Here is a 19,386-nt window from a genome sequence, read left to right as displayed (position 1 = left end):
TTATACACTCCGAGCTGGGAAAATAAAAAGGCACCGGAAGTTGTGCGAGAACTTCCGGTACCGCTGACAAACGATTGCTCCGAAGCTGCTGGCGTTCAGAGTGGGGGCGTCTGTCTGCGTAAATTATAGCACGCTGGTCAAGGTAAAAAGCAAAAAAATCTTAACGTAATTATCACAGTATGTATTATTACAAACTGTGCCCTGGCGCTCCTGCTGTGCCCGCGGGAAGGGTGCGCGCCGTTTGACGACTACAGAGCGGAGGAATGTATGCCTTACCCAGCACCCCCCTAGCGAGTAACTCTGATGCGAGGCTAGTTTTGGCTGTGCGAGAGCCGAGCTGGCCATGGTGCCCTGGCGGCACATGCATTCAGGCACTCCCATTGCGTATCTTCATAGTCTTCCGAAGCTGCTGGCGTTCGGGGAGTGGGGTTTTGTGCGTCTTTTTTCAAGACGCTGTGTGGGTGGCAGCTGCCAAAAGCTGGTTCTACGCCCGCCAAGACCTCCACGGACATCCCCCTCATTGTTCATCGCCCGCATCAGCCTGCCAGAAATTGGCAGATTGATCAGTATGGTTTGGGCAGGAACACGTTTCGTAGGAGGTCAGAGAATGAATCAGCGACGACCAGTATGGTCGAGCCTGCTGCGCCTGGCGCTGCTGGCAGTGGTCGCGGTGGCGGCGCTCCCGGGTGGGCCGGGTGGCGCGCAGGTTGCGAGTGCCGCTACCAACACCCTGCACATCAGTGTTGTCAGCGCGCGCACCGAGCCGAAATACCCCGATGGCGCGCCAGGCGCGCCGGGAGTGACTGCCGGCACCGCAATTACCCATTATAAGTACATCATCAACGAAGACAATGTTGGCGACCCCAACCAGTCGCGCTCGCCCAACTGCTCGCCTTCCTCGGGCAGCTACCCGGCGAACTGCCACTGGCCCTCGATTCAGGCCATGAACGGCTCGAGCCCGATTGTGACACAGGGCGACGAAACCTCGCTCGACGCGGCGCTGCATGGCCTGAACCTGCCCAACGGCAAATACCTGATCTCGGTCATGGCCGATCACTTCAAGCTCGACGGCGCGCACTTCACCGTGCCGCTGGCGAACAGCACCCCAGTGAAGGTGGAATTGCAGCCGCTGCCGCTGCCAACCGCCACGCTGCGCGCGCAGGTGTTTGAAGACAACGCGCCGGTAAACAGTGGCCCCGATTTGCCGGCCGAGCGTGGCCTGGCGGGCTTCCGCGCGGCCATCACCGACAGCCTCGGCGAGGTGACAACCGACGTCTATGGCAACCCGCTCTGCACCAAGTACGACTCAAATGGTGACCCGATCCCCGGCACGGGCGGCTCGTGCATCAGCGATCAAGACGGCATCATCACTATCCCGAACCTCGGCCCGAACCGCTATGCCTTTTCGGCCATCCCGCCCGACGGCACCGACTGGGTGCAGACGACGACGCTGGAAGGCAACCACGACTGGGACACCTGGCTGCAGGAAGGCGCCACCGGCAACGACACCGAATTTGCGATTGCCGGCGAGCCCTTCCCTTTCACCATCGCTGGCTTTGTGCACCCGAAATCGCTGCCAGGTGGCGGCACGGGCCGCATCAAGGGCGTTGTCGATGCCGCGAAGGTGTACGTGCCGCTGAATGGTGGCCTGCCGTATAACGGTGGCATCTGGGGCGGCCTTTCGGGCGCGAAGATTGACCACCCAATTGAAAACCCCTGGATCTCGCTCAGCGACCTGAACAACGGCGACGTGGCGATCTACGTCGGCCAGGGCAACGCCAACGGCCAGTTCGACATCCCGAATGTGCCGGCAGGCGACTACACCCTGACCTACTGGGATGGCCCGCAAAACTATATTCTTGACCTGGTGAATGTGACAGTGAAGGACGGCGAGACGATTGATCTCGGCAACCTGTTCCTGACCGGCTGGTTCACCACGGTCGACGGCTATGTGTTCAACGACGTGAATGGCAACGGCAAGCGCGACTCGGGCGAGCCGGGCATCGCAGGCTACACCGTTGCGCTGAAGCGCCGCACCAACACCCTCATGGATCGTGGCTCGACGCTGGTGATTACCGACGCCAACGGCCACTACGTGATGGAGAACGCCTACCCGCTGACGCAGTGGCTGGTTGTGGAAGCCTACAGCGACCGCTACTACACCACGGGCGTGACCTACCAGACCGACAACCAGCCAACCGCAACCACAGTTGTGGGCGCGGGCGTGGACGTCAACGTCCTGCCGATCATCGGCCAGTCGGGCCAGCTCGACTGGGGCGTGAAGCCCTACGCGGCCGGCACCAACGGCGGCATTGTTGGCACCGTCAGCTACGACACCACGCGCAACGAGCTGAACCCGCGCTTTGCGGCGGTGGAAAACTGGCAGCCCGGCATCCCCGGCCTGACGGTTGGCCTGTACCAGCCCGTCGATTGCGGCACGACAAGCGCGCCCTGCGACGACAGCGGCCTGTACGAGCTGGTGGCGAGCGGCCCGAATGCCGGCGCCTATGCCAAAGGCCGCCTGCTCAACACCTACCTGACCGAGTCGTGGCAGCGCCCGAAAGACTGCCAGGCCCGCGATGTCGATGGCAAGCCGGTCGATCAGCAGGTGCTGCCCCCGGCCACCGGCGGCTACGACTGCCTCGAAGGCCCGCTGATGGGCGTGCAGTTCGACGAAGAGTTTGCCGCGGTTGATGGCAACTACGGCTTTGGCGACGGCTGCTTCACCGGCACGCTCGACGCCAGCGACCCGAGCGCCCCATCCTGCTCGGGTGGCTTCGACCCGCTGCCGGCGGGCGACTACCTCGTCGATGTCGCGATCCCCAACGACAGCTTCGGCAAGCCCATCTACAAGGTAACGCGCGAAGAAGATATCAATATCTTCAGCGGCGACCAGTATGTGCCGCAGGTGCCGCCGCCGCCGTGCGCCGGCCCGCTGCACATTGTGGACGTTACCGATTCTGGCACCGACGGCTACGCATCTCAGACGCTGGCGAATGGCGTGACGGTGGGCGCTTCGACGCCAACCGACAACCCCGACTTCGCCGACGGCGGCGGCAGCCCCTACGAGGGCCAGGCGCTCCCGCTGTGCAGCACCAAACTGGTGTCGCTCAACGACCGCCGCTCGATTGCGCCGACCTTCAACCTGTTCACCGACGTGCCGGTGCCGGGCCGCTTCTACGGCTATATCGTGGACGACCTGAACCTTTCGACCAACCCGCAGGACCTGCTGTTTGGTGAGAAAGCCGGCGTGCCCAACTCGCCGATCGGCATCTACGACTTCAGCAACCGCCTGGTGATGACGGTCAACTCCGACCCGAACGGCATCTTCGACATACTGCTGCCGTCCACCACCACGATCAACTGCCCGTCGCCGACAGGCGTGTGTACCAACCTGTACCGCATGGTTGGCAACGACCCAGGCGTGCCGGGCAAGCTGAACCCGAACTACAACCCGCAATTCCGCACAATTGCGGCCACGTTCGAGCTCTTCCCCGGCGACATCGTCCCGGCCGACCTTGCGCCAACCCAGGTGGGCGTCTCGATCCAGGGCCCGGGCTCGCAGTTCAACAGCGCGGTGGCGTGCGCGCTCGACACGACGACGCCGCAGATCTTTGCCGTCAGCAAGCCTTACCTGAAGACAAGCGATACAAGCCCTGCTTCACGCACGCTTACCGTGACGGGCGTGGGTTTCGGCGCGACGGCGGGCAAGCTTTACCTGGGCTCGACCCAGATGGGCGTGAGCAGCTGGACGGATCGGTCAATCTCATTCCTTGTGCCAAGCCCGCCCGCAATTGCATCTGGCCCGCAGCAGCTCAGCATTGTTGGCGCGAACGGCATGAAGTCGGTGAACGGCGTGAGCATCCATGTGATGAGCACGTTCAACCCTTCATACAACCCGACGGTCTACGAAGTTGGCCCGGGCAAGACCTACAGCAGCATCCAGGCCGCCATCGACGCCGCGCAGAACACCGCGCAGGCGCTGGTGGTGGTCTACCCTGGCGGCGTGCCCGACTCGACCAATCCAACTTATAACCCGCGCAAGGCCTACTTCGAGAACCTGATCATCTCGTCGCCGGTGAAGCTCCAGGGCGTCGGCCCGGGCGGCGTTTACCCCGACGGCTCGGTGGTGGAAGGCTCGATCATCGATGGCGGCGCGTTTGGCGGCGACACCCCGCTGGCCGACACGTGGCGCACGCGCCTGGGCAACATGACCTGGGCCGGCAACCAGACGCCCTACGAAGGGCAGACGGTCTACTGGCTGGCGCGCAACACCAACCAGTTCCCGACCAACGCCACCTACAAGCCGGCAATCGACGGCTTCTCGATCCAGGGTGGCGACCAGGCCGGCTTCCCGAACAATATCAACGTCATTGGTGGCACCCCAACCGGCCTGCCGGCGACGGTGCAGACGCAGGGCGGCGGCGTGTTCGTCAACGGCTACGTGCGCAACCTGCAAATCACCAACAACATCTTCCAGAACAATGGTGGCGCATATGGCGGCGCGATCCGCATGGGCACGCCCGACCTGCCCGCGCCCGACACGAACAACCATAACGAAAACCTCGTGATCGCCAACAACCGCGTGATCGCCAATGGCGGCACCAACCTGGCTGGCGGCATCGGCATCTTCGCCGGCGCCGACAACTACGAGATCGCCAATAACGACATCTGCGGCAACTTCTCGGCCGAGTATGGCGGCGCGATCAGCCACTATGGCCTGAGCACGAACGGCAAGATCCACGACAACCGGATCTACTTCAACCGCTCGTACGACGAGGCTGGCGCGATCATGATCGCCGGGCAGCTGCCGGCCAACCCAGCGACGCTTTCGCCGGGCGCGGGCGCCGTCGACATCTACAACAACCTCATCCAGGGCAACCTGGCGAACGACGACGGCGGTGGCATTCGCTTCCTGATGGCGGCTGGCCCGAGCAACTACGCCTTCAACGTCTACAACAACATGATCGTGAACAACATCAGCACCCACGAGGGCGGCGGCGTTGCCATCGACGATGCGCCCAACGTGCGGGTGTATGGCAACACGATCATGAAGAACATCACCACCGCAACGGCGGCAACCAGCAATGGCCTGCCCGCGCCCGCCGGCCTCTCGACGGCGCAGAACAGCGCGCAGCTTCGCGCCGCCGTGCCGAGCGCTGGCGTGTTCAGCAACCCGGTGCTGTTCAACAATATCTTCTGGGACAACCGCGCCGGCACCTGGACGGGCGGCGGCGTCTCGGGCATTGGCCTGACCGGCGACCCGGCAACGACGCCGAACTACTGGGACCTGGGCGTCGCCGATGGCTCGGGCGTACTCGCGCCAACAAACTCGGTCATCCAGCAGAACACCGTTGCGGGCAGCCCAACACACAACTACACCACCTCGTCAACCAACAAGCTGACCAACCCGGCTGTGACGAGCGTGTACGACCTGTCGGTGGCGGTGTTCCCGTGGCGCACCAACCCCAACTTCGTCAACGCGGCGATTGTGGCGGTTGAGGCGCCGCCGAACCTGCTGGGCAACTACCACCTGGCGAGCAACACTTCGCCGGCATACAACGCTGGCACGCCCAGCAAGGGCAGCGTCACCGCGCAAACCTTCGACTTCGACCACGACGTGCGCCCGCAGTTTGGCAGCTTCGACATCGGCGCGGATGAGCTGCTTGGCGCAACGGCTGACCTGGGGATCACGAAGACCAACGGCCAGACCAGCGTGACCGCAGGCGGGAGTACCACCTACACGATTGTGGTGACGAACAGCGGCCCCAGCCCGGTAACCGGCGCGCCAGTGACGGATACCTTCCCGTCCTCGCTCACCGTAACGAGCTGGACCTGTTCGGCAAGCGCGGGTTCGAGCTGCACCACCGGCGGCTCGGGCAACAACCGCACCGGCACGGTGACACTGGCGAACGGCGGCAGCGCAACCTTTACCGGCAGCGCCACCGTCTCGAGCAGCGCAAGCGGCTCGATCACCAACAGCGCCAGCGTTGCGGCCCCGAGCGGCGTGACGGACAGCAACAGCGGCAACAACTCGGCCGCCGACGCTGACACGATCCAGCCGACAACGCCTGTGCTGAATACCCCGCTTGATAACTTCAACCGCGCCAATGCGAACACGCTTAACAATGGCACAAACTGGAGCCAGACGGTGAGTAGCGGTAACGCTGCGATCCGCGTCAATAGCAATCAGGCGTTCGCGAACTCGGCTGGCACTGCCTACTGGAACAACCCGACCAGCGGCTTCAACGCCAAGCAGGCTGCCGGCTTCACCTTTGCCAACACGCCCACGTTAGTGAATAACACGGCACTATTGCTGAAGGCGAGTGGTGGCACCGCCCCGGCGCTGTCGAGCTTCATTCGAGTGCTGTACAGTGGCAGCACAGTGACTGTGGCAACCACCACAAATGGCACGAATGCGAACCCAACCTACAACACCATTGGCTCGTTTGCAGCAACCTTTGCGAGCGGCGACCGGCTGCTGGCCCAGGCCAATGCTGACGGCTCGGTGGATGTGTGGAAGATCACGGCGGCGAACGTTACCAGTTACCTGGGCCATACATTGACCTCCACCTTCACCGGCAGTGGTCGGGTTGGCATCCAGCTACCGGCGAATGCGCGGATCGATGATTTCCGTGGCGGCACGCTTCCCTAGCGACAGTTAGCTCGCAGGTGTGGGCTTTGGGCGGGCCGGTGTTCCCGCACCCAACGCCCAAAGCTCACACCGCTCTCTATGGAGATATGCATGAACAAGCGATTTGACATATCGCGGCGCGGCTTCCTGAAGCTAGGTGGCGGCGCGGTGGCGGCTGCTGCCGGGGCGCGCTTGCTGCCCGGCGCAGTGGCCAACCTGCTCCAGCCGGCGGCTTCGGTGGCCAACGCCACGATCAACCCGACCTACCATCTGGGCGGCACCGATGGCTGGGTGGCAATGCCGCCGAGCGCGCCGGCGATCTCGCCCTACTTTCCCGATACGCTGGCACCCAGCCCGTTCAACACCTACGTCTTTGGCTTCCGCAACCTGACGGGCATGAACGACGGTCAGATTGCGAACCAGAAAAACCATGCTCAGGTCTCGGCACCCATTCTGGAAGCCACCGAAAACGTCGAAATGACGATCAAGCTCACCAACATCGGCCTGGCGCTGCGCCCCGACCTGGTGGACTCGCACACCATGCACTGGCACGGCTTCCGCAACGCCATCCCGCTCTTCGACGGCGAGCCAACTTCGTCGCTCTCGGTGCCGATTGGGCGCAATATTACCTACTACTTCAACCCGCACGCTGCCGGCACCTATATGTACCACTGCCACTTCGAAGATACCGAGCACGTGCATATGGGTATGACGGGCACCGTGTTTGTGCGGCCGACCATGGGCCGCAACTTCGCCTATAACGATGCCAGCACCGGCTTCGACCGCGAGTTTGTGATGTTCCTGAGCGAGGTGTGGGCCGAAGCGCACTGGGACGACGCGCACATTCAGCTGCCCGACTGGACCGACTATAAGCCCGATTTCTACCTGCTGAACGGGCGCTGCTACCCCGACACGCTGGCACCGAACGGCACCGGCTACGATACCGACGGCTACCTGAATGTTCCGGCTTCGCCCAACGCGCACCTGCAATACCAGCCGATTTCGTCGCTGGTGCGCATCAACGCGGGCGAAAAGGGCCTGCTGCGGATTGTGAACCTGGGCTTCCTGCGCCAGTCGATGACGCTGCCAGGCATCAAGATGCGGGTGGTGGGCAAAGACGCAACCTTGCAGAAGAATGGCTCCGCCGACAAGACCTTCTACACCAACACCGTCACACTTGGCGCGGGCGAGAGCTACGACGCGATCTTCCAGGCGCCGGCCTACACCACCAGCGCGCAGGTCTTCACCGACACGGCGCTGGCGGGCTCGCCCACGTACAACAAATATCTGTTCTACAACCGCAACTACGACCACCTGAGCAATGCAGGCGGCGCGGGCGTGGGCGGGCAGATGACCGAGATCCGTGTGTATCAGCCTGGCACGCTGGCGGCGCAAACCAGCCCGAACACCTAGCCACTCCGTTCTGAGCCAAGCGGCCCCGCCCTGGCGAACCGCGGCTCGAAACCGTGATAAAGGAGCATTCAGACGATGCAAACATCGTTATTCAAGCGAATCAGGTGGGGGCTGGCGCTGACGCTCGGCGCCCTGCTGATTGGGGCGCTCCCTCGCGGCAGCGCACCCGCCGCGCGCGCGGCCAGCTCCGGCGAATCGGGCATTGCCTGCACCACCAGCAGCAGCCCGAACCCGAGCTTCTCGCTCACCGCCACCGAAGGCAGCATTGGCGTGCCTGACGGCAATATCGTGTACATGTGGAGCTACGCCAGCGGCAGCGGCGATTTCCAGCACCCCGGCCCGGTGCTCTGCGTCAACCAGAACGACACCGTGACGATTGTGCTGCACAACAACCTGCCGCGCCCGACCTCGCTGGTGTTCCCCGGCCAGGCCGACGTGCAGGCCGATGGCGCGGCCGATCAGCCGCAGTTCGATAGCGGCGGCGCGCTGACCTCGCTGGCCAAAACGGCGGCGGCGAATGGCGGCAGCGTGACCTATAGCTTTGTTGCGAGCCAGCCCGGCACCTACCTCTACGAAAGCGGCACCGAGCCCGGCCTGCAGGTGCAGATGGGCTTGTTTGGCGCGCTGGTGGTGCGGCCGAGCATGGGCGCAGGCTATGCCTACAATCGCGCCGACTCGCAGTTCAGCCTGAACAACGAGTATATCGAGCTGTTCTCGGAAATTGACCCGATCCTGCACCACGCGGTCGATGTCAATGTCCACAAGAACCCGCCGGCCGCGATCTCGTTCAACATGGTGAACTACGTGCCGCGCTACTTCCTGATCAACGGCCGTGGCTTCCCCGACACAATCGCGCCGAACAACGCAAGCTGGCTGCCCGATCAGCCCTATGGCTCGCTGACGCACATCCAGCCCTACAGCTCAAGCACAAACCCGCAGCCGGCGCTGGTGCGCTACCTGAATGTTGGCACCACCGACGTTCCCTTCCACCCGCACGGCAACCATAGCAAGATCATCGGGCGCGACGGCCAGCCCTACGCCGGCCCCGGCGGCGAAGATCTCAGCTCCGACGAGTTCTCCATTCCGGTTGGCTCGGGCCAAACCTGGGACGCGACCTTTGTGTGGAGCGACGCCGAAAGCTGGAACCCCAACAGCAAGCCGATCGACAGTGTGGTGACAGTGCCGCGCGACCAGAACCTGACCTTCGGGCCGTACTACGGTAGCCCCTACCTGGGCACGCTCGACTCGAAGCCAGCCGGCACCGAAAACCAGAATGTGTGCGGCGAGTACTACCATATTGCGCACAACCACAACCTGACGCAGATTGCGGGCTGGGGCATCACGGCCATTGGCCAGATCACCTACACCCGCATCGACCCGCCCGGCGGCTGCCCCTAAACGATATTTCTGATGGTCTGCGCGCGGCCACGCGCCGCACAGCAACCATTTCGAAGTAGGAGAGCATCATGCGCACAATCATCCACCGGCTCTTGCGAGTTGGCGCAGCCCTGGCAATGGTCACAATGCTGACCCTGCTGGGTGCGATGGGCGCTGCCTCGCGGGCTGCCGCCGCGCCCCAAGCCGCCACATTGCCTGCCACGAGCTGCAGCCTTGTGAGTGGCGTTCGTACCTGCGATCTGTGGGCGAAGACTGGCACCGTCGCGCTGCCCGGCATGCCGAGCGTGACGATCTGGGGCTACAGCGCCACCTCGGGCGGCGCGGCGGGCCTGCCCGGCCCGACCCTGATCGTCAACCAGGGCGAGTCGGTCAGTGTCATCCTGCACAACAGCCTGAGCCAGGCGAGCTCGCTGTCGTTCCCTGGCCAGGCGCTCGCGCCTGACACAACCGGCGCGGCGGCGGGCGGCACCAAAACCTATTCCTTCGTTGCCAGCGCGCCCGGCACCTACCTCTACGAAGCGGGCCTGACCGCCAACGGCACGCGCCAGGTGGCCATGGGCCTGTTCGGCGCGCTTGTCGTGCGGCCCAGCACCAACCCAACGACAACGGCCTACGGCACGGCGGCCAGCACCTATGTCGACGAGGCGCTGCTGGTGCTGAGCGAGATCGACACCAACCTGAACAGCGCGCCCACGACCTACAGCATGACGAAGTTCAACCCGAACTTCTGGCTGATCAACGGCAAAGCCTACCCCAGCACCGACGCGATTCCCGTAGCCGCTGGCGACAAAGTGCTGCTGCGCTATGTGAACGCCAGCGTGCAGCCGCACTCGATGGGCGCGCTGGGCCTGCGCCAGACGGTGCTGGCAACCGACGGCAGCGTGCTCCCGTTTGCGCGCACAGTGATCGCCGAGACGATTGGCGCAGGCCAGACGCTCGACGTGATTGCCAGCATCCCGGCCACCGCCCCGGCTGGCGCGAAGTATGCCGTGTATAACACCAACGGCCAGCCGCGCAATGCCAGCCAGCGCAGCAGCGGCGTGCTGAACTTCGGCGGCATGATGACCTTCCTCGCGGTTGGTGGTACCTCGTCGGGCGGCAGCACGCCGGTGACGAGCAATGTTGCGTTTAGCCAGTCGCCCACCAGCGGCACGGCGAACATCACCCTTTCCGCTTCGGTGAGCAACGCGCCCACCGCAGCCGAGTACTTTGTCGATGCGGTTGGCGCGAACGGTGCTGGCTGCGCGATGAGCGTTTCGGCGGGCACGGCCAGCGCAACCATCCCGGTTTCGGGCGGCAGCGCGCCCTGTGCCAACCTGACGACCCTGACAAGCGGCTCGCACACCTTCTATGTCCATGGCCAGAACGCCAGCGGCTGGGGCGCAGTTTCTTCCGGCACACTGGTGCTCGACAAGAAGGGCCCGGATGTGAGCGCAATGGCGCTGACGCCGCCAGCCAGCAATGGCACGGCTGCGGTGAGCATTCAGGCCACCGCCAGCGACGCAGCGAACGGCAACGGCAATATCGCTGCTGCCGAATACACGATCGACGGCGGCACGGCGCAGGCCATGAGCGTGAGCGCAAGCGCGCCAACCGCCAGCATCAACGCCACCATCGCGGCGGCAACCGTGAATGCGCTGGCGGCGGGCAACCACACGATCAGCATTCGCGCCCGCGACGCGCTGAACAACTGGGGCACGCCCAACACAATCACGCTGGTGGTGGATAAGGTTGGCCCGGCCGCGCCAACGGCGGTGAGCGCCAGCCCGAACCCGAACAATGGCACGACACCATTCAACTCCAGCGTCAGCGCCGTGCGTATGTTCGCCACGCTCTCCGACGCCGCGACAGCAATTGCCACTGGCGAAGGCTTCATCGACACGCTGGGCGCGCAGGGCGCGGGCTTCCCGTTCCAGGCCGTCGATGGCGTGTTCAACAGCAGCAACGAACCGGCCTACGCCGACATCCCGCTGCCAACCGTCAGCCTGCTTGCATCCGGCAACCATACGCTGTATGTGCGCGGCAAAGACACGGCCGGCAACTGGGGCCCGGCAACGTCGATCACCCTGCTGGTCGATAAGACTGCGCCGACCCTGACCACCCCGGTCGTTACGCCCAACCCGGCGGTCGCGGTCAACAGCGTTACGCTGACGGCCACTGCCACCGACGCGTCGCCAAGCTCGAACATCGTGGCGGCTGAGTACTACATCGACACCGACCCGGGCATTGGCAGCGCCACCGCGCTGACGATCGCCTCGCCAGCAGCCACGGTGAACCTGAACGCATCGATCAACGTCAGCGCGCTGACGACTGGAACGCATACCATTGGCGTGCGCGTGCGCGACGGCGCGAATAACTGGAGCGCGACCGGTACGCGGTCGTTCTCGCTCGTGCCCGACACGATCTTCAGCGACGGCTTCGAGTCGCCGACGACGCTGCCAGGCAACTGGACGAGCCGCTCGACCAACACAACCTCGCGCCTGAACAACACCACAACGGCAGCACTGGTGGGCTCGCGTGGCATGCAGGCGCAGGGCGACAACGCCAACTACGTTCAGTACAACTTTGGCTCGAGCACCAACCCGGCCTCGGCCACCTACGACGCGCGTTTCTACTTCCGGCCAAACGGTAACAACAGCTCTGGCAAGGATATCCTGGTTGCTGCCAGCGGAACTGGGTTTAGCAGTTCGCAAACCCTGTTCCGGGTGCGTTACCGCTTGAATGGTTCGACGCCGCAGGTGCAGATCCAACTTGGCACAAGCACCAGCAACACGACTTGGTCGAACCTCAGCGCGACTACTAACAATGTTATCGAGGTTGTGTGGCAGGCCGTGGGAAGCGGCGGCCCGAACCCCGGCACGTTGCGGCTGTATGTCGGCGGCACGCAGGTTCAGTCACTGAACACAACCAGCACTGGCGCTGTGACGGCAGTGCGGATGGGTAGTGTGACAAACACCGGCAACAACACGCTGATGTACTTCGATGCCTTTAGCTCGAAGCGCTCGGTCGCATCGCTGATCGGCCCGTAGTTCCCTGCTTTCCCGAGTGGCTGGGCGTGTGCGAAACGGTCGCGCGCGCCCAGCCACAAGCCTCCAAAAGGTAACAATATGTTGCAAGCAAACCCGCGCATGAAAACTTTTGCCAGTAGCCTTTTCCCCTTTGTGCTGGTGCTTGGCGTCGTCGCAGCGGTGTATGGCTTCTGGTGGCGAACCGCCGCCCCGCCACCCGTGCTGGCCCCGCTCGGCGCGCCGCCGCCCACCAGCGCCGCGATCGAGGAGCGCTGGGGCGTTCGCGTGAAGCAGGTGGGCGTCACTGCCGACGGCGGCCTGCTCGATTTCCGCTACCTCGTGCTCGACACCGACAAGTCGATGGCAATGCACCAGGACCCCACGACGCAGCCCTATATCATCGACGAGGCAAGCGGCGTAGTTATCAACTCGTCGCCCACCATGTCGCACAAACATATCCTCAACCCTGGCCTGACCTACTTCGAGCTGTATCGCAACCCGAAGGGCGTAGTGAAGCCGGGCAGCATGCTGACGGTGGTGATTGGCGATTTGCGCCTGGAGCACCTGATCGCGCAGTAGGCGCGGCGGAATTCTGAAACGACAGGTTGGTGAACCCATGCTGAAACGCGCATTTCTGGCCAGCTGCATAGCACTGGCGCTCGTGCTTGCGCTGGGCGCGCAGCCTGTTAGCGCCCATGCCATTGTGCTGCGCAGCGAGCCAGCCGACGGCGCGGTGCTCGATGCCCCGCCGCAGCAGATTCGCCTGTGGTTCAGCGAACCTGTCGCCCTGAACATGAGCGCCGTCGAGCTGATCGACGGGGCCGGACGCGCAGTTGCTGTGCAGGGCGTGCATGCCGACGCGGCTGGCCTGGCCGTGGCCGTGCGCAACGAGCAGAGCAGCGCCGTGCAGGTGATGGTCGATCTGCCCCGCCTTGAGCCGGGCGTGTACCGCCTGCGCTGGCGCGCGCTTTCGAACACCGACCTGCATGCCACCAGTGGCCTGATCGTTTTTGGTGTGCAGCACGCCACCAATACCACAGCCGTTGCCGCGCTGGAAGCCACGCCTTCGCCTTTCGAAGTTGCCTTGCGCTGGGCCGACATGGGCGCGCTGCTGGTGCTGGCCGGCGCATTGGCGCTGGCGCTGCTGGTGCTGCCACGCGCCCTTCGCGCACAGCCGGCACTTGCCGAAACGGGCGCCGTGCTGCGGGTGCGCCTGCTGGCCCTGGCTGAATGGGCGGGCGTGCTGGCGCTGCTGGGCGGGGTGGCCCTGCTGCTGCTGCAATCGTTTATTGTTGCTGGCCCCCGCATCACGAGCGCGCTGGCTGGCGCATGGCAGATCATGAGCGGCACCGGCTATGGCCACGCCTGGCTGCTGCGCCAGGGCGCGCTGGTGGCGCTGGGGATGCTGCTGCCGCTGGCCCGCCGGTCGCGTGGGCGGCTCGCCCCGACGGGGCAGGCGCTGGCCGTGCTGGTTGCGCTGCTGGCGCAGGCATTTCAGGGCCATGCCGCCGCCGCCGATGGTGCAGTACCGTTAGGCGCGGCCGCCAGCCTGCTGCACCTGCTTGGCGCGGGCGCATGGGCCGGTGGCCTGGCCGGGCTTGCGCTGGCAGTGTGGCCGCTGGCGCGTGCCGACGAGGCTGCCAGGCCACTGGGGCGCGCTATGCTGCGCGGCTTCGGCATGCAGGCCGCTGCCGGCATGGCGCTGCTGCTGCTCAGCGGGCTTGCGCTCATGGCCCGGGACGTCGCCTCGCCCGATGCCCTGCTTACCACCTTGTATGGCCGCGCGCTGCTGCTGAAGCTCGCGCTGGTGGTGATTGGCGCGCTGCTGGGCCTCGGCAACGCTGCGCGCCTGCACGCCCGTGTATCCAGCTTGCTGCGCCGCCTGCCCGTGCCTGCGCGCCCGCCGATCTGGCGCGCTGTGCGCGCCGAGGCGCTGGTTGGCGGGGCGGTTGTGCTGTGCGCTGCCGTGCTTGCGGCCAGCCAGCCCGCGCGCGGCCCCGAGTTCGACCCGCCCGCCGCCGAGGTTCCCGCGCTCGCCACCACGCACGCCGACGATCTGGTGGTGACGGTGGCGCTGAAGCCGAACCGGCCGGGCCAGAACTTCATCGCCCTGGGTGTGTTCGATACGCGCCGCCCCGCCCCCGGGCCGATCGACGAAGTTCGCGCGCGGCTGGTTTCGCAGGGGGGCGCGGCAACGCCCGAGCTGAACGCCCGCCCGCAGGGCGCTGGCCGCTACGAAATTGTGGACGCCGCGCTGGCCCAGCCCGGCGCGTGGCAGCTCACAGTCACCGTCCGGCGCGCTGGTTTGCCCGACGCTACAACAACGCTTCCGTGGACCGTTCTGCCGCCCGCGCAGGCCACCCGCCCGGTTTTGATCTCGGCTGCGCCGCTGGCACCGTGGGCATGGGCCGCTGCGCTGCTTGCCGCCGCTTTGATGGCGCTTGCAAGCTGGCTGTTGCTCTGGCGGCGCGCTGTTCAGTCCCCGACGAGTACATTGCAGCCGACGATCTCGAACACTCAGCCGGGCCGCGCGCCTGGTGCCGAAGGAACACTGCCATGAAACGCTCTGCCCACTGGATCGGAATGATCGCACTTGCCGCCGCGCTTGGCCTGAGCATGCTGGGCCCGGCCCGCGCTGGCGCATCTGCGCCCACCCAGATCGACGCCAGCATTGCGCGTTCGCTTGCAGCCCAAACGGCGCAGCCCGTCCAATTCATTGCGATCCTGAAAAATCAGCTCGACGTGAAAACGATCTCTGGCTCGGATCGCAAGGCTCGCCAGAAAAAGCTGGTCAAGGCGCTGCGAAAGAAATCTGACGACGAGCAGAAATCATTGCTGACGCTGCTGGCAAAGCTCAAGAAATCGGGCGACGTGCAGCGCTACACGCCACTGTGGGTGTTCAACGCCATCGCCATCACCGGCACGCCCGACGCCATTGCGCAGATCGCCGCGCAGCCGCAGATCGCGCGCATTGCCGATGATGTCTTAATTCAAGCGCCGCCCCGCACTGCCAGCACAAGCTCCAGCGCGCCCGAAGCCAACCTGAACGCGATCAATGTCCCGGCGCTCTGGGCGCTGGGCTTTCAGGGCCAGGGCGTGGTGGTGGCGAATCTCGATACTGGAGTTGACGTAACGCACCCCGACCTGAGCGGGCGCTGGCGTGGCGGTTCCAATAGCTGGTATGATCCCTATGGCCAGCATGCAAGCCCATTCGACACCAACGGCCACGGCACCTGGACAATGGGCGTGATGGTCGGCGGCGATGCTGGCGGCACCTCAATCGGCATTGCGCCGCAGGCCCAGTGGATCGCGGCTAAAATCTTTAACGACAGCGGCACCGCAGCAACAAGCGCGATTCACCAGAGCTACCAGTGGCTGCTCGACCCCGACAATGATCCGAATACCGCCGACGCGCCCAACGTCGTCAATAATTCCTGGGCGCTGGGCAATATTGGCGGCTGCAACCTCGATTTCCAGCCCGATCTGCAAAGCCTGGTGGTGGCCGGCATCACGCCCGTGTTTGCGGCCGGCAACTACGGCCCGGGCACATCGTCCAGCGCCAGCCCGGCCAACAACCCCGAGGCGCTGTCGGTTGGCGCGGTGAACAACAGCGGCGCAATTTATTCGGGCAGCAGCCGTGGCCCAACCGCCTGCGGCAGCGGCTCGCGCACCTACCCCGACATGGTCGCGCCCGGCGTGCTGATCAACACCACCGACCTGTACGGCTGGTACTACACGCCTTCCGGCACGTCGCTGGCCGCCCCGCACGTCAGTGGCGTGCTGGCGCTGCTGCTTGGCGCCTTCCCGAACCTGACGGTGGCGCAGCAGCGCGACGCCCTGCTTGGCAGTGTTTCCGATCTTGGCGTGGCTGGCGCCGACAATACCTTTGGCGCGGGCGAAGTCAATGCGCTGGCCGCCTATAATCGCGCGGCAGGTGGCGGCGGCGCGGCAACGCCCACCGCGCAAAGCGCCACCGACACTCCCACCGCTACCAACATCCCAACCAACACACCAACAAACACGCCCACGGTGACGAACACGCCGACCAGCACGCCCACAAACACACCAACCAGCACGCCCACAAACACACCAACCAGCACGCCCACAAACACGCCAACCGCCACCAAAACGCCGACGACCACGCCAACCAGCACGCCAACGCCGAGCACACTATTTGCCGATGGCTTCGAGAGCGGCACGCTGGGTGCCTGGGCTTCTTCGGCAACCAATGGCGGCAAGCTCAGCGTTTCGAGCGCGGCGGCGCTGCAAGGCACGCGTGGCATGCAAGCGCAGATCAGCAGCACCACGGCCATGTACGTGGCCGATACCACGCCCGCCAGCGAAGTCGCCTATCACGCCCGCTTCTACTTCCACCCAAACAGCACCACCACCGGCTCAAGCCAGCACGACATCTTTATCGGCCTGAACAGCGGCAGCACCGTTCTTTTCCGCGTGCAGTACCGCCTCAGCAGCGGCGCCTACCAGCTGCGTGCGGTGGTGCAGCGCAGCGGCGGCACCACCAGCACAAGCTGGTACACCATCAGCAACGCCGCCCACCCAATCGAAATCGCCTGGCAGTCGGCCGCAAGCGCGGCATTCAGCCTGTATATCGACGGCGCGCTGAAGCAAACCATCACCAGCCTGAACACCAGTGCCTACACGCTCGAAACCGTCCGGCTTGGACCCTCGAGCATCAGCTCGAAGAGCAGCGGCACCGAATATTTCGACGCCTTTGTTTCCACGCGCACCACGCTGATCGGGCCGTAGCGCAATGTCAACTGGTGCTGCGCTCCACAGATGACGCAGATATGAAGTCTCTCATCTGCGCCATCTGTGGATGAAGTTTTGGCACTGTGATATGGCCCTGGTGCCTGGGCAAGCTGTTTTGGCACAGGAAACGGGCGCTGTGCCCGGTTGAGCGCACATCTCCAGCGTTTTTGCTTCTGCCACGGCAACGTGGCACGCCTGCCGAACACATCCCAACCTGCATGCACATCAGTGCCCGCGCCCCGTTACTTTTCCCGCCAATCTGCGACGTATACAGAAGTGCTACATTTTGTCTCATGATCTTGCGCATTGGCAGTTTCGCGTGCACCGGCTCGGCTGTGCCGGTGGCTTCGTACAGGAGCAATGTGCCATGAATTCTGCTCGGTTTTCTTCCCGGCGCTGGCGGCGCTTTGCAGGTTTGTGCGCCTGGTGGCTGGCGGTGCTGCTGGCGGGCGTCGTCTTGCCAGTGTATGCATGGTCCAGCAGCTGGCTGGTTGATCGCGCCGGCGACAACCCCGCCGATGGCGACCTGGCCAGCCGGCGCGGCTCGCTGCGCTTTGTGCTGGCGCATGTTGCCGACGGCGAAGATGTTCAGTTCGGCGACATCGGGGCCGACACGATCTACCTCGACCCGCAGAACGGCCCGCTGGTGGTGCCGGCCAATGTCGCGGTTGGCGGCCGCCGCAGCCAGGCCGATTGCGGCAGCTACACTGCCCCACAGGTAACTATTGCCGACCCCGTGCTTGCGCCCGCGCAGGCCATGCCCACGCTGATGGTGCTCAACGCCCATGCAACCCTGCGCCATATTGCGCTGCTGCGCGGCCTGGTCAGCGTGCGCATCGCTGGCACCGATGTCGAGGTTTGCGGCGTGGGGCTGGGCCGCTCGGTGGATGGCGATGGCATGCCACTGAACCAGCCGCCCTGGCACGCCGCGCTGGTGATCGACGGCGACCACGCCATCATCCGCCGCAACTACATCGCCCAGGCGGTGAGCGTCACGCCGGCCGGCAGCGATACGCGCCTGGGCGATGCGCCCGGCGGCAGCGGCGATGAGAATGCCGGTGTACGCAACGCCAGCGTGACGGTTGGGGCCGATGCCACGGGCGCGGCGCAGCGCGTGAGCATCCGCGATCCGTTCCCGCGCGGGCTGGCGGGCTTTGTGCCGCCCGGCGCGTTTGGCGGCGACGACGACCCGACCCACGCCAACAACTGGGCCGCAACGCCCACAATCGGCAGCGCGCAAAGCGCCGACGGCCTGAGCGTTGCGGTCTCTGGCACGGCCAACCCGCTGTCGCTGGTCGATATTTTCTTCGACAACCAGCTCACCGTTGCGCGCGCGGGCAGCGCCACCGCCGACGCAACTGGTAACTACACCTTCACCAGCACCCTGCCCAGCGGCACCGTCACCGTTTATGCAGCCAGCACCCTGGCCGACCCGGCGCATCCCAATCGGGTGGGCAGCTCAAGCGCATGGGCCGGCCCGCGCGCCGTGATCGTCAGCGGCGCGGAGCCGCAGCTGGCCGCCACCGCCAGCGCCACCAACCTGAGCGGCGACCCGGGCGGCCCGGCCAGCCCCGGCGATATCATACGCTTCACGGTCACCATGACCAACACCGGCCCGGTCAATATCATCAGCATTCACAGCGCGCCCCTCCCCTTCGACACGCCACGCAACACCCTCATCCTGCTGGGTAGTGGAAAGGCGCAGGGCCAGGGCAGTGGCTTTGTCGCAACCGACGGCGGCTTCACGGGTGGCGCGCTCGCGCCCGGCCAGGTTGAAACCTACACCGTCGACGCGCTGGTTGGCTCGGTCGCAAGCGCCAGCATGACACTGTTCACCGTAGAAGTGGGCGGCGACGGGACAATCGCTGTGCCGGTCGTGGCGCGCATGCGCCTCCAGCCAGGCAGCGCGCTGGAGCTCTTGCCACGCGCCTGGGTGCCGCTCGTGGATAGCTAACCGCACCATACATTCGTATAAACTCCGCCAAAAGTCGGACGCGCGCCAGGTTCAAACAGCAACCTGGCGCGCGTTCGATGTATTGAGAAGCAAATTTGCGCACTACCACACAAATCTTAGTTTTTGATTAAGCTTCCAAAGAATAAACGTTTTGTCACTGCTCATAGTAGCTGAGAGATCAACGCTTATTGTGATGTATTCGGCATCAG

The 19,386-nt window shown here is 64.7% G+C and carries 7 protein-coding genes and 1 pseudogene; all 8 read left to right on the top strand.

All coding sequences use genetic code 11. From position 1 onward, the window contains the following. Positions 1-607 precede the first annotated feature (607 nt). A complete protein-coding gene (locus M1P90_RS18970; RefSeq protein ID WP_483696858.1) occupies positions 608-6,655 on the top strand; it encodes an SdrD B-like domain-containing protein in 6,048 nt (2,015 codons plus the stop codon). A 90-nt stretch (positions 6,656-6,745) separates the two neighbouring features. Further along, on the top strand, positions 6,746-8,047 hold the full coding sequence (locus M1P90_RS18965) for a multicopper oxidase domain-containing protein (protein ID WP_483696857.1): 1,302 nt from the start codon (positions 6,746-6,748) through the stop codon (positions 8,045-8,047). A 75-nt stretch (positions 8,048-8,122) separates the two neighbouring features. After that, positions 8,123-9,445 carry a multicopper oxidase domain-containing protein gene (locus tag M1P90_RS18960; RefSeq protein WP_483696856.1) on the top strand — a complete coding sequence of 441 codons (1,323 nt, stop codon included), beginning with the start codon at positions 8,123-8,125 and terminating at the stop codon, positions 9,443-9,445. Positions 9,446-9,513: 68 nt separating this feature from the next. Next, positions 9,514-10,035 (top strand): annotated as a pseudogene (locus M1P90_RS18955) (multicopper oxidase domain-containing protein); the annotation flags it as partial. A gap of 2,538 nt (positions 10,036-12,573) precedes the next feature. Further along, complete coding sequence (locus M1P90_RS18950; protein ID WP_483696855.1) at positions 12,574-13,032, top strand: hypothetical protein; 459 nt, start codon at positions 12,574-12,576, stop codon at positions 13,030-13,032. Positions 13,033-13,069: 37 nt separating this feature from the next. Next, the gene (locus tag M1P90_RS18945; RefSeq protein WP_483696854.1) at positions 13,070-15,013 is read left to right on the top strand and encodes a copper resistance CopC/CopD family protein; all 1,944 of its coding nucleotides are present in this window, start codon (positions 13,070-13,072) and stop codon (positions 15,011-15,013) included. Next, positions 15,010-17,220: a S8 family serine peptidase gene (locus tag M1P90_RS18940; protein WP_483696853.1), complete on the top strand. Its 2,211-nt coding sequence runs from the start codon at positions 15,010-15,012 to the stop codon at positions 17,218-17,220. Before M1P90_RS18945 ends, M1P90_RS18940 begins: the two co-directional genes overlap by 4 nt. Before the next feature lie 370 nt (positions 17,221-17,590). Further along, positions 17,591-19,177 carry a hypothetical protein gene (locus M1P90_RS18935; RefSeq protein ID WP_483696852.1) on the top strand — a complete coding sequence of 529 codons (1,587 nt, stop codon included), beginning with the start codon at positions 17,591-17,593 and terminating at the stop codon, positions 19,175-19,177. The last annotated feature ends 209 nt before the right edge of the window (positions 19,178-19,386 follow it).

The organism is Kouleothrix sp. 19917, assembly GCF_057073505.1.
Note: the sequence above shows the minus strand (reverse complement) of the source record. Positions and strands in the feature narration are given on the sequence as shown.

Bases quoted from the DNA above. Each gene is read 5' to 3' on its own strand.
- M1P90_RS18970 (WP_483696858.1), top strand. From the start codon at position 608: ATGAATCAGCGACGACCAGTATGGTCGAGCCTGCTGCGCCTGGCGCTG.
- M1P90_RS18965 (WP_483696857.1), top strand. From the start codon at position 6,746: ATGAACAAGCGATTTGACATATCGCGGCGCGGCTTCCTGAAGCTAGGT.
- M1P90_RS18960 (WP_483696856.1), top strand. From the start codon at position 8,123: ATGCAAACATCGTTATTCAAGCGAATCAGGTGGGGGCTGGCGCTGACG.
- M1P90_RS18950 (WP_483696855.1), top strand. From the start codon at position 12,574: ATGAAAACTTTTGCCAGTAGCCTTTTCCCCTTTGTGCTGGTGCTTGGC.
- M1P90_RS18945 (WP_483696854.1), top strand. From the start codon at position 13,070: ATGCTGAAACGCGCATTTCTGGCCAGCTGCATAGCACTGGCGCTCGTG.
- M1P90_RS18940 (WP_483696853.1), top strand. From the start codon at position 15,010: ATGAAACGCTCTGCCCACTGGATCGGAATGATCGCACTTGCCGCCGCG.
- M1P90_RS18935 (WP_483696852.1), top strand. From the start codon at position 17,591: ATGAATTCTGCTCGGTTTTCTTCCCGGCGCTGGCGGCGCTTTGCAGGT.